Origin of the sequence: uncultured Ralstonia sp. (assembly GCA_913056305.1) — a bacterium.
Classification (GTDB): domain Bacteria; phylum Pseudomonadota; class Gammaproteobacteria; order Burkholderiales; family Burkholderiaceae; genus Ralstonia.
Genome location: CAJXMR010000154.1, coordinates 1 through 11565 on the forward strand (window position 1 = coordinate 1; position 11565 = coordinate 11565).

15 protein-coding genes are annotated in these 11565 nt (G+C 68.1%); 3 read left to right on the plus strand and 12 right to left on the minus strand.

Going from position 1 to position 11565, the window contains the following annotated elements:
- From QZ609_RS19320 to QZ609_RS19330, 3 genes are all read right to left on the minus strand, one after another.
- Positions 1–167, minus strand: a 167-nt coding sequence (locus QZ609_RS19320; RefSeq protein ID WP_295498241.1) for an HAD family hydrolase, incomplete at its 3' end; no start/stop codon positions are given.
- Between the two features lie 65 nt (positions 168–232).
- Positions 233–934, minus strand: a complete 702-nt coding sequence (gene hda / locus QZ609_RS19325; protein ID WP_295498203.1) for a DnaA regulatory inactivator Hda — start codon at positions 932–934, stop codon at positions 233–235.
- A 35-nt stretch (positions 935–969) separates the two neighbouring features.
- Positions 970–2040: an AI-2E family transporter gene (locus tag QZ609_RS19330; RefSeq protein WP_295498206.1), complete on the minus strand. Its 1071-nt coding sequence runs from the start codon at positions 2038–2040 to the stop codon at positions 970–972.
- Between the two features lie 160 nt (positions 2041–2200).
- On the opposite strand from QZ609_RS19330, the gene purM reads away from it, so the two are divergent.
- The 3 genes from purM (at position 2201) to QZ609_RS19345 (ending at position 4335) form a co-directional block, all read left to right on the plus strand.
- Positions 2201–3262, plus strand: a complete 1062-nt coding sequence (gene purM, locus QZ609_RS19335) for a phosphoribosylformylglycinamidine cyclo-ligase (protein WP_295498209.1) — start codon at positions 2201–2203, stop codon at positions 3260–3262.
- 130 nt (positions 3263–3392) lie between these two features.
- Positions 3393–3860: a helix-turn-helix domain-containing protein gene (locus QZ609_RS19340; protein WP_295498212.1), complete on the plus strand. Its 468-nt coding sequence runs from the start codon at positions 3393–3395 to the stop codon at positions 3858–3860.
- The gene (locus QZ609_RS19345) at positions 3850–4335 is read left to right on the plus strand and encodes a hypothetical protein (RefSeq protein ID WP_295498215.1); all 486 of its coding nucleotides are present in this window, start codon (positions 3850–3852) and stop codon (positions 4333–4335) included. Before QZ609_RS19340 ends, QZ609_RS19345 begins: the two co-directional genes overlap by 11 nt.
- Here the strand turns inward: QZ609_RS19345 and QZ609_RS19350 are convergent.
- The 9 genes from QZ609_RS19350 to mutL form a co-directional block, all read right to left on the minus strand.
- A complete protein-coding gene (locus QZ609_RS19350; protein ID WP_295498217.1) occupies positions 4317–4736 on the minus strand; it encodes a hypothetical protein in 420 nt (139 codons plus the stop codon). The genes QZ609_RS19345 and QZ609_RS19350 overlap by 19 nt on opposite strands.
- 39 nt (positions 4737–4775) lie before the next feature.
- On the minus strand, positions 4776–5057 hold the full coding sequence (locus QZ609_RS19355; RefSeq protein WP_295498220.1) for an Ada metal-binding domain-containing protein: 282 nt from the start codon (positions 5055–5057) through the stop codon (positions 4776–4778).
- 6 nt (positions 5058–5063) lie between these two features.
- Complete coding sequence (gene ada, locus QZ609_RS19360; protein ID WP_295498223.1) at positions 5064–6158, minus strand: bifunctional DNA-binding transcriptional regulator/O6-methylguanine-DNA methyltransferase Ada; 1095 nt, start codon at positions 6156–6158, stop codon at positions 5064–5066.
- A 93-nt stretch (positions 6159–6251) separates the two neighbouring features.
- The gene (locus QZ609_RS19365; protein ID WP_295498225.1) at positions 6252–6893 is read right to left on the minus strand and encodes a DNA-3-methyladenine glycosylase; all 642 of its coding nucleotides are present in this window, start codon (positions 6891–6893) and stop codon (positions 6252–6254) included.
- A gap of 1 nt (position 6894) precedes the next feature.
- Positions 6895–7551: a DNA oxidative demethylase AlkB gene (gene alkB / locus QZ609_RS19370; RefSeq protein ID WP_295498228.1), complete on the minus strand. Its 657-nt coding sequence runs from the start codon at positions 7549–7551 to the stop codon at positions 6895–6897.
- A 10-nt stretch (positions 7552–7561) separates the two neighbouring features.
- Entirely contained in the window at positions 7562–8299 is a 738-nt protein-coding gene (locus QZ609_RS19375; RefSeq protein ID WP_295498231.1) for a 2OG-Fe(II) oxygenase, read from the minus strand.
- Positions 8300–8391: 92 nt separating this feature from the next.
- On the minus strand, positions 8392–8919 hold the full coding sequence (locus tag QZ609_RS19380; protein WP_295498234.1) for a GNAT family N-acetyltransferase: 528 nt from the start codon (positions 8917–8919) through the stop codon (positions 8392–8394).
- Positions 8916–9887 (minus strand): tRNA (adenosine(37)-N6)-dimethylallyltransferase MiaA, encoded by a 972-nt coding sequence (gene miaA / locus QZ609_RS19385; protein WP_295498236.1) that lies wholly within the window; start codon positions 9885–9887, stop codon positions 8916–8918. The genes QZ609_RS19380 and miaA overlap by 4 nt, the downstream gene beginning before the upstream one ends.
- Before the next feature lie 7 nt (positions 9888–9894).
- On the minus strand, positions 9895–11565 hold a 1671-nt coding region (gene mutL / locus QZ609_RS19390), incomplete at its 5' end, for a DNA mismatch repair endonuclease MutL (protein WP_295498239.1).

Consider the following 11565-nt stretch of genomic DNA (forward strand, 5'->3'; position numbering starts at 1 on the left):
GCGTGGATATCCAGCGTGCCGGCCTTGTAGTCGGCATAGAACTGATCGTTCTTGCGCTGGTATTCGGCTTCATCCACCACGCCGCGCCGGATGAGGAAACGTCCCCACTCGTGGTCGCTGTCGGTGGGGATGAGGGTGTGATCGAGGTCAAAGAGGGCCAGATTCATGGGCGGCGATTTTACCCGAAGGTGTGACATTCAATCGCGGCAGTCCCCGACGGCCGGCCCGGCGCTCACTTCATCAGCGCGAGCATGTCGCGCAAGAGCGGCAGGGTGACGGCGCGCTTGCGGGCGAGCGAATAGGTGTCGAGGGCGTCCAGCAGGGCCATCAGGCTCGGCATGTCGCGGTAGGAGTGCGTGACAAGCCACTGCGGAACATCGGCCGAGAGCTGCATGCCGCGCTCGCGGGCGGCCTGGCGCAGGGCCTCGACCTTGTCGGCGTCGGACAGCGGGCGCAGCCAGTAGACCAGGCCCCAGCCCAGGCGGGTGCGCAGGTCTTCGCGCAGCGGCATCGACATCGGCGCGGCGGCCCCGGCGGCGATGAGTGCCGCATGCGGATGCGCACGCACTTCATTGACGAGGTTGAACACGGCGATCTGCGCCCATTCGTCCAGGCGCTCGGCATCGTCGATGGTCCAGACGGTCACGGCCGGGTCGAATTCGAAGGCTTCGGGCGGCGCGTCGGGCTCCAGCGTGCGGGCCTCAAAGCCGCCGGCCTCGGTCTGGGCGCTGATGGCCTGCAGCAGGTGGCTGCGGCCGCTGCCGGATTCGCCCCAGAGGTAGACCAGGCGGTCGACGGCGGTGCCATCCACCACTTGCGGGATCAGGCCGCGCAGGCGCAGCACCGCCTCTTCGTTGCCGGTGGCGACGAAGTTGTCGAAGGTCGGGGCGGGCGTCGCGCCGAGTTCGAGCGGTAGCTGTTCGGGTGTGGCCATGAAACGTGAAGCGTCAGCGGGCGGGTGGATCAATCTCAGTCGCGGTACAGCTTGCTGCCTAGATAAAGCTGGCGGATCTGCCGCAGGCCGACCAGCAGCACGGCACTGATCGGCAGGGCCAGCAGGATACCGAAAAATCCGAACAATTGGCCAAAAGCCAGCAAGGCGAGGATCACGGCCAGCGGGTGCAGGCCGATGCGCTCGCCCACCAGCCGCGGCGTCAGGTAGAAGCCCTCCAGCACCTGGCCGATGCCGTACACCACCGCCACCGCCAGCAGCCCATACAGGTTGCCGAACTGCAACAGCGCCGACAGCACCGCCAGCGTCAGGCCAATGCCGAAGCCGATATACGGGATGAACACCGCCAGCCCGGTGAAGATGCCGATCGGCAGCGCCACGTCAAAGCCCGCCAGCGCCAGGCCGGAAGAGTAGTACACCGCCAGGATCAGCATGACGATGATCTGCCCGCGCAGGTATTGCGAGAGCAGGCCGTCGGTCTCGCTGGCCAGCTCGCGCGTCTTGGGCAGCCAGCGGCGCGGCACGGCGCCTTCGATCCGGCGCATCAGCATGTTCCAGTCCATCAGCAGGTAGAACATCACGATCGGCACCAGGAAGGCGATGCCCAGCACCTGCACCGCCGCCGAGCCCGACACGCGCGCGTAGGCCAGCGCCGTGGACATCACATCTTCCGGGCTGGCGGCGAGCTGCTCGGTCAGCAGCTTGCGCAGGCCAGGGAAATCGAAGCGCACATGCACGCCCATGTCGGCCAGTTTGGGCGAGACCACCGCGTTGAGCTTGCTCAGCATGCCCGGCAGCTGGTCGCGGATGGCCGGAATCTCCTTCTGCAGCACCGCCAGGATCAGCAGCAGCAGCGCCACGCCCACCACCGTCAGCAGCAGGATCATCAGGAACACGCCCAGCGCGCGCGGCACGCGGTGGCGTTGCAGCCATTCCACACCCGGATGCAGGATGTACGACAGGATGAATGCGAACACGAACGGCGTGAGCGTCGGCGCCAGCAGCTTGAGCAGCGCCAGGAAGACGATCGCCACGGCGATCCAGGCGAGCGTGCGCTTGGTCTCCTGCGACAGCAAGGGGGCGTTCATGGGCGGTGGGTGTCCTGGTGTGGGGATCGATCCAGAAACCGGCCAACGGGAGGGCCGCATCCGGTAAAATCGTGATTTTACTGGACCGGCGGGTCCGGTTTTTGTGACTTCCGCCGCCCTCTCGCCTTCCTTACCGGTTTTTTTCAATTCAGACGACTGTATGAGCGCCCCCGAAACCCCATCCGCATCCACGTCAAGTGGCCTGTCCTACCGTGACGCGGGCGTCGACATCGAGGCGGGCGACGCCCTGGTCGACCGCATCAAGCCGTTTGCCAAGCGCACCATGCGCGAAGGCGTGCTGGGCGGCATCGGCGGCTTCGGCGCGCTGTTCGAGCTGTCCAAGAAGTACCAGGAGCCGGTGCTGGTGTCCGGCACCGACGGCGTGGGCACCAAGTTGAAGCTGGCCTTTGCCCTGAACCGCCACGACACCGTGGGCCAGGATCTGGTCGCCATGAGCGTGAACGACATCCTGGTGCAGGGCGCCGAGCCGCTGTTCTTCCTGGATTACTTCGCCTGCGGCAAGCTCGACGTCGACACCGCCGCCACCGTGGTCAAGGGCATCGCCCAGGGCTGCGAGTTGGCCGGCTGCGCGCTGATCGGCGGCGAGACCGCCGAGATGCCGAGCATGTACCCGGACGGCGAGTACGACCTGGCCGGCTTTGCCGTCGGCGCGGTCGAGAAGCGCAAGATCATCGACGGCACCACCGTCGCCGAGGGCGACGTGGTGCTGGGCCTGGCCTCGTCGGGTGCGCATTCGAACGGCTACTCGCTGGTGCGCAAGATCATCGAGGTGTCGCGCCCGGACCTGAATGCGGATTTCCACGGCCAGCGCTTGCAGGACGCCATCATGGCGCCGACGCGCATCTACGTGAAGCCGCTGCTGGCGCTGATCGAGAAGCTGCCGGTCAAGGGCATGGCGCACATCACCGGCGGTGGTTTGACCGAGAACGTGCCGCGCGTGCTGCAAGACAACCTGACCGCTGTGCTACACAAGGATGCGTGGACGCTGCCGCCGCTGTTCCAATGGCTGCAGAAGGCCGGCAACGTGGCCGATGCCGAGATGCACCGCGTGTTCAACTGCGGCATCGGCATGGTCGTGATCGTGTCGGCGGCCGACGCACCGGCGGCCATCGCCCACCTGAAGGACGCGGGCGAGACGGTCTACCAGATCGGCGAGATCCGCGCCCGCCAGGCTGGCGAGGCGCAGACGATCGTGGTCTGACGCAGGGTTCGCGCCCAACAAAAAACCGCCGACAAGCTCGGCGGTTTTTTTTATGCGCTTTCGTTGTGCGCAATTTGACAACCAGTTGCCTAAATGGCAACCTGTTGTCAAATTACGGAGGGCATCCAACATGTCGCGCAGCAAGTCAGACCAACTGACCGATCTCGTCTTGACCGTATTTAGGCTCCACGGCGTATTGACCGATTGGGGTGACGCATTCGCCTCGGTCGAGGGACTGAGCACGGCGCGATGGCAGATGCTTGGCGCCGTCGCCCTGGTTAATCAGCCGCTGACGGCGCCCCAGATTGCCGCCCGCATGGGGATGACCCGCCAGGGCGCCCAGAAGCAGCTCAATGCGCTTGTCCAGGAAGGGCTGATGGAAGCGCATCCCAACCCCATGCACAAGCGTTCGTCGCTGTACGACTTGACGCCGCATGGTCGCGCCGCTTTTGACGCGATCGATGCGCGGTGGAACAGTCACGCCGCGCAAGCGGCTGCCGCGTTCAAGAGCACCGATCTGGAAACGGCGGAGAGGGTCCTGGCGGCCGTGACCGATCTGTACGCGGTGACGCGGAAGGAGGACGGACATGAAGCGTAAGGTCCACGCAACCGCAGCGGTCCTGTCCCTGCTGTTCCTATCGGCGTTCTGGACATCCACCGCGGTCGCCGAGCTGTTTCTATCGGCTGGGGCCGTCGCGCACGTCAAGCAGGGCATTGCCTATGCGCTGCTGGCCTTCGTGCCGACCATGATGACCACCGCCGGGACCGGCTTCGCCATGGGGGCAAAAGGCCAGCATCCCTTGCTAGTCGGCAAGCGCAGGCGAATGCCGTTCATTGCAGCGAACGGCCTGCTGATTCTGGTGCCGGCGGCGATCTTCCTGTCCGTGCGGGCGCAAGCCGGCTTGTTCGACGGTGCGTTCTATGCCGTGCAGGCTATTGAGCTGGTGGCCGGCGCCTTCAACGTGACCCTGATCGGGCTCAGCATCCGCGATGGACTTCGACTGAGTCGTCGCCGACAGGCCAGCAAAGACCAGCGTGGCGGGGAACGTTCGGCCTATTTCAACGGCACGTAGTCGCCGTTGACCGGGTCGTCCTTTTGCAGCTCGCCCGTGTTCTTGTCGATCAACAGCGTGACCACGTGCGGCGCGGTGTTCGGATCGCCGCCGCAGGCGGGCGTGTGGTTTTCCAGCACCTCGACGCTGTTGTGCGTGGCGTCTTGCTGGTCCACCAGGAACGACAGGCACTCGGGTGACAGGCTGGTCAGCTTGTACTTCTGGATGGCGGCGCGGGCGAGGTCGATGGCCTTGGCCTGGTCGGCCTCGCTGACGGCGGGGGCGCTGGCGGCAGGCGCAGCGGGTGTGCTAGCCGGTGCGGTTGCCGGCGTCGGAGCGGCGGGTTTGGGGGCGTTGTCGGAGCGGCCGCAACCCGCCAGCGCGAGGGCGGCGAGTACGGCAGCAAACAGGGGCTTGGTCATGGAGCGCAGGAGCGTGTCTTCGATAACGAGACCGCGACTTTACCCGGAAGCCGCCGATCTTTTCCACGCCGCATACGCCTGCGGCAGGCAGACCGCGCAGGGCCGGTAGCCGGCGGCGCGGGCGTCGGCCTCGTTCAGGAAGAACACGCGGTGCCGCGTGTAGCCGCCGCGCGCGATGGCCTGGCGCGCCGAGCGGCAATCGAGCCGCCCGTAGATGCGGGCGCGCCGATGGCCGCCCAGCGTGCCGGGCACGGCGCTCGCATAAGGCTGGCCGTCGGCGCCGACCAGCGTCCAGGTCTTCACGCCACGGGTTAGCGTCAACAGGCCCTAGGCTTCGGGATGCGCCTCGCGCTCCAGCAGCGCGCGCTTGCGCTCCACGCCCCAGCGATAGCCGGAGGTGTTGCCGTCGCTGCGGATCACGCGATGGCACGGGATGGCCACGGCGATGTGGTTGGCCGCGCAGGCCTGCGCCACCGCCCGAACCGCCTTGGGCGCACCGATGCGTTCGGCGATCTCGGCATAGCTGGTGGTGCTGCCCGGCGGGACTTCGCGCAGCGCCTGCCACACGCGTTCCTGGAACGCCGTGCCGCGCACGTCCAGCGGCAGGTCCAGCCCGATGAACGGCACCTCGATCAGCCCCACCACCTTGGCCACCAAGTCTTCGAAGCCGGCATCCCCGCCGATCAGCTCGGCCTTCGGGAAGGTGTCCTGCAGGTCGCGCGCGAGCGCGTCCGGATCGTCGCCCATCAGGATCGCGCAGATGCCGCGGTCGCTCCGCGCCACCAGGATCGAGCCGAGCGAGCATTCGCCCACGGCAAAGCGGATCGTGGTTTGCGCGCCGCCGGCACGGTAGCGGCTGGCGGTCATGCCGAGCACGTGATCCGACGCCTCGTAGAAGCGGCTGCTGGCGTTGAAGCCGGCGTCGTAGATGGCTTCGGTGACGGAACTCCCGCGCCCGAGTTGCTCGCGCAGCTTGCGCGCGCGGTGGGCGGCGGCGTAGGCCTTGGGCGTGAGGCCGGTGATGGACTTGAACAGGCGGTGGAAGTGGTATGCGCTCAGGCCCGCTTCCTGCGCCAGCGCATCGAGCGTGGGCGGTGTATCCGCAGCCTCGATGCGGCGGCACGCGGCGGCCACCAGCGCGGCCTGCTGGGCACGCGCGGTGGTCTGGTCGGGGCTGGCGCGGCGGCTCGGGCGATAGCCTGCCGCTTCAGCGTCGGCGGGCGTGTCGAAGAACTCGACGTTCTCCGGGCGCGGCAGGCGCGACGGGCTGCTCGGCTGGCAGTACACGCCGGTGGTCTTCACCGCGTAGACAAACTGGCCGTCGGCGGTGGCATCGCGCGCGAGCACGCGGGCCCAGCGCGGGTCGTGTTCGACGGTGGCGATCATGATGGTGGCCGATGTGGCTTGGGCAGACGTTTGCATGGCGTCATCCAGTGGAAATCGATGCCTGTACTGTAGGCGCGAGCCCCGGCGGGAACACTCCGCCGCTTGCGGTCAAATTCAGCAGCGGCCGCGTCACTTGGCCGGCATGCGCCACAAGTACCACGCGGCGACGGTGCGATACGGGCTCCAGGCGCGGCCGATCTCGTTCATCTGCTTGCGCGTCGGCGCGGTTTCAAGGTGCTTCAGCCGCCGGTAGCCGTCGCGCACGCCAAAATCGTCGGCGGGCAGGATGTCGGAGCGCTCCAGCGTGTAGATCAGCAGCATCTCGACCGTCCAGCGGCCGACGCCGCGCAGCGTGATGAGCTGGTCGATCAGCTCCGCATCCGACATGGCGAGCGCCGCCTCGCGTGCGGGCACCACGCCGTCGAGCTTGGCCTGCGCGATGCCGCGGATGGTCGCCAGTTTGGTCGCCGAGAAGCCGCAGTTGCGCAGCGCAGTCTCGTCAGTAGCGAGCACCTGCTCGGGGGCAGGGAACGCGTCGCCGGGATACAGCGCCAGGAAGCGGCCGAGGATGGCGTCGCCGGCTTTCGCGTGCAGTTGTTGGTAAGCGATGGCGCGCACCAGCGCCTCGTATGGCTCGCGTGCGGGTTTGGCGGCGTGGCGGCACGGGCCGGTGGCAGCAATGTGGCGCGCCCAGTCGTCGTCGAGCGCGGACAGGAAGTCGGCGGCACGTGTGTACGCGTCGTCGGACAGATCGGCAGCGAGGATCGCCATGTCAGCCGGCCTTGCGGAAGGTGAGGTTGATGCGCCGCGCACCCAGCAGCGGATGCGTGTTCTCCTTGAGCGGCGCGACGCCGTGGTAGCGCAGGCGGTCGGGGCCGCCCCAGACCACCACGTCGCCGTGGAAGAGGGGGATGCGCTGCGTCTTGTCGGCGCGCTTGTGGCCGCCGAACAGGAAGACGGCCGGCACACCGAGCGACACCGAGACGATGGGCGCGCCGTAGTCCTGCTCGTCGCGGTCCTGGTGCAGCGACAGGCGCGTGCCGGGGACGTAACGGTTGATGAGGCAGGCGTCGGGCACGAAGCTTGGGAAGCCCGCTTCGGCGGCGGCGTTCAGCGCCAGGCGCAGGAATACATCGGGCAGCGGCGGCCAAGGCTGATCGGTGAGCGGGTCGTGCGTGGCGTAGCGGTAGCCGTGGCGATCGGAGGTCCAACCCAGCGTGCCGCAGTTGGTGAGCGCGACCGACATCTCGAAGCCACCCGGCGTGATCATGTGGCGGAACGGCGCCTGCTGCGCAATGGCCTCCACGGCGGCGAGCAGCGCAGGGGCATCGGCCAGCGCGAAGCCGCGCAGCACGAACGACGCCGGCCCCAGCACGACGCGGGTCGCGTCGATGTGTTCGTGGTCCGCAAAGAGATCGCCCGTTGTCATGGCGCGTCCGTCACAGGGCATCGTGGAAGATGATGCCGACAGTATGCCGCTGTCCGGCGCGCAGGCGGCTCACGCCATGGCGCAGGTTGACGCGGTACGTGCCGCGCGTGCCCTGCACGGGCCGATGGTGCACGGCAAAGACCACCGCATCGCCTTTGCGCAGCGGCACAACCTCGGGGCGGGACTGCATGCGTGGGCGCTGCTCGGTCATGACGAACTCGCCGCCGGTGAAATCGACGCCGGGTTCGGACAGCAGGATCGCTACCTGCAGCGGGAAGACGTGCTCACCGTAGAGGTCCTGGTGCAGGCAGTTGTAGTCGCCAGGGCCGTATTGCAGGATCAGCGGGGTCGGGCGCAACTGACCGGCCTCGTGGCAGCGGCGCAGGAAATCGGCGTGCTTGGGCGGATAGCGGTCGTCGATGCCCATCGCCTGGTTCCAGCGGTTGGCGATGGGCGCGAGCTGCGGGTACAGCGCGGTGCGCAATTGCGCGATGACGTCGGGTAGCGGATAGGCGAAGTACTTGTACTCGCCGCGCCCGAAGCCGTGGCGCTCCATCACCACGCGCGAGCGGTATAGGGTGTCGTGCGGATAGAGCGCGGCCAGCGCGTCGCAGGCATCGTGCGTGAGCAAGCCCGGCAGCAGGGCGCTGCCGATGTCGTTGAGGGCGTCTTCGACGGCGTGCCAGTCGATGCCATCGAGCGTAGGAAGGGGGGCCGCGACTGCGCGCGGCACCGGGGAAGGCGGCATGTTCGCTCCGTCCGAGAGAGGATCGATACCGCCAAGCCTACGCTCCTCGGTGCGCGCTGCACTCCGGAGCTTGCTGTCGAATTCGGGTGGGCTCAGTCCTGCGCGGCCAGCCCGGTCGGCATGGGCATGGCGGCCATCTTTTCCAGCGCATTGCCTGTCGCACGGCAGATGCGCCATTCGGGCAGCACGTCTGCGCCCATGGCTTCGTAGAAGGCGATCGACGGGGCGTTCCAGTCGAGCACGCTCCATTCGAAGCGGCCGCAGTCGCGTTCTTGTGCGAGGCGGGCGAGGTGCACCAGCAGCGCCTTGCCGATGCCGAGGCCACGGTAGGTCGGGTCGACGAAGAGGTCTTCCAGGTACAGGCCGGGCTTGCACAGGAAGGTCGAGAAGTTGTGGAAGAACAGCGCGAAGCCGACGGCCTGGCCCTCCACTTCCGCCAGCACCGCCTCGCAATACGGGCGCGGGCCGAACAGCATCGCGCGCAGCGCCTCGGGCGTGGTCTGCACGAGGTGCGTGAGCTTCTCGTACTCGGCCAGCGCGGTGATCAGGCGGACCAGCGCAGCACAGTCGTCGGGCGTGGCGGGGCGCAGCACGAAGGTGGTCGTGTCAGCTGTGGTCATTGTGGTTCCAGTGCGGTTTGGACCAGGCGCGCGACCTGGTCGACGTAATCGGGGGCGAGGCAGTCGACCACGTGCCGCTCCGGCGTGCTGCGCAGCCAGGTGATCTGGCGCTTGCAGAGCTGGCGCGTGGCGGCGATGCCTTGTTCGCGCAGAGCTGTCCCGTCGATTTCGCCGTCGAGGTAGGCCCAGGCCTGGCGATAGCCGACGCAGCGGATGGACGGCAGCGCAGGCGTCAGGTCGCCACGGCGGCGCAGCGCTTCCACCTCGTCGAGCAGGCCGCCGGCCAGCATCGCGTCGAAGCGCTGGGCGATGCGAGCATGCAGCACGAGGCGGTCGGACGGCTCCAGCGCGATCGTCAGGTAGGGTGCGGCGGCTTCGTGCCGGTGGAAGGCATTCGCGCCCGCCTCGCGCGCCAGCAGGGCAGACATTGGTTGGCCGGTGAGCCGATACAGCTCCAGCGCGCGCTGGATGCGCTGCGCGTCGGTCGTATGCAGCCGCGCGGCAGTCACGGGGTCGACCAGCGCCAGCTTGGCATGCAGTGCCGGCCAGCCGTCGCGCGCGGCTTCGGCGTCGATCTCGGCGCGGATGGCCGGATCAGCGCCGGGCAGGTCGGACAGCCCCTGCGTGAGCGCCTTGTAGTACAGCATCGTGCCGCCGACGATCAGCGGTAGCTTGCCGCGTGCGCGGATGGCGTCGATCAACGCATTCGCATCGTTGGCGAACTGCGCGGCCGAATACGCATCGAGCGGGTCGATGATGTCGATCAGGTGATGCGGCGCGATGGCCTGCTCTTCGGGGCTGGGCTTGGCGGTGCCGATATCCATGCCGCGATACACCAGCGCGGAATCCATGCTGATGATCTCGACCGGCCAGCGCTCGGCGAGCTTGAGCGCGGCGGCGGTCTTGCCGGACGCGGTGGGGCCGAGCAGGCAGACGGCGCGAGGCGCGGTTACAGAAGACGCGGTCATCGGAAACTCACTGGCCGCGCAGGAACAGGCGGTCCAGGTCGGCCACCGTCAGCTGGATCCACGTCGGGCGGCCGTGGTTGCATTGGTCGGCCCGTTCGGTGGCTTCCATCTGGCGCAGCAGCGCGTTCATCTCGTCCAGGTTCAGCCGGCGGTTGGCGCGCACGGCGGAGTGGCACGCCAGCGTGGCAAGCAGCTCGTTCTGGCGCTCGGCCAGCACGCGCGAGCCGCCGTAGGCCTGCAGGTCGCGCAGCACGTCGCGCGCGAGCGCCTGGGCATCGGCCTTTTGCAGCAGCGTGGGCACGGCGCGCACGGCTAGCGTGGTTGGCGAGACGGCGGAGATGTCGAAGCCGAGCAACGTGAGCGTGTCGCGGAATTCCTCGGCCGTGCCGATCTCCACCGCGCTGGCGGCAAACGTGACCGGGATCAGCAGCGGCTGCACCTCGATGCGCTTGGCTTCCAGGGCAGTCTTTAGCTGTTCGTAGAGGATGCGCTCGTGCGCGGCGTGCATGTCGACCAGCACCATGCCGCGCGCGTTCTGCGCCAGCACGTAGATGCCGTGCAGCTGGGCAACGGCGAAGCCAAGCGGGTGGGCATCGTCGTCAGCTTCCGGTGATGCGGTCGGCGCAATGGGTGTGGCTGCCTGCGCCTCGGCCGTGGCCGTCGCCGTGCCGCCATCGAACAGCGTGGTGGCGCTCGGCACGTCGGCCATCCAGGCGGGGCGGCTCGACGCCAGCGGCACGCCGTCGCCGCGCATCATCGATAGATATTCCGCACGCGGCTGCGCGATGCCGAGCGAGGTCTGCCGCGCGGCCATCTGGTTGATCCAGCGTGTGGTGTTGTCGGCAGGCGAGGGCGTGGCCGCTGCGCCGGGCGCATCGGCAATGTCCGTGCGCAGGCTGTCGCCCTGTTCACCGGCGTGGCGGGACAGCGCGCGCTGCACCGCGTGGTAGACGAACTGGTGCACCGCGCGGCTGTCGCGGAAGCGCACCTCGATCTTGGACGGATGCACGTTCACGTCCACCGCTTCGGGCGGCAGCTCCAGGCACAGCACGTAGGCGGGGAAGCGGTCGCCGTGCAGCACGTCTTCATAAGCACTGCGCACGGCGTGGGTGAGCAGGCGGTCGCGCACGAAGCGGCCGTTGACGTAGAAGAACTGGTGGTCGGCGCGGCCGCGCGAGGCGGTCGGCAGGCCGGCAAAGCCGAACAGGCGCAACTCGCCGGCTTCCTCCTCGAACGGCAGGCGCGCGCGGGCGAACTCGGTGCCAAGCACGGCGGCTGTGCGCGAATCGGCGGCGACGGCGTTCCAGTGCTCCAGCGGCTTGCCGTTGTGATGCACGGAGATGGCCACGTCCGGGCGGGCGAGCGCGGTGCGGCGGATGACCTCCATGCAGTGGCCCAGCTCGGTCTGCTCGGTCTTGAGGAATTTGCGGCGCGCCGGCGTGTTGAAGTACAGGTGCTGCACGTCGACGGTGGTGCCGACGCCGCCCGAGGCCGGCTGCGAACGCCCCGTTTGCGCGACGATTTGCGTGGCGTGCGCGTCATGGGCGGTGCGCGAGGTGAGCGTCAATTCCGCCACCGAGGCAATCGACGCCAGCGCTTCGCCGCGAAAGCCCAGCGTCGCCACCGATTCCAGCTCTTCCAGCGAGCCGATCTTGCTGGTCGCATGCCGCATCAGCGC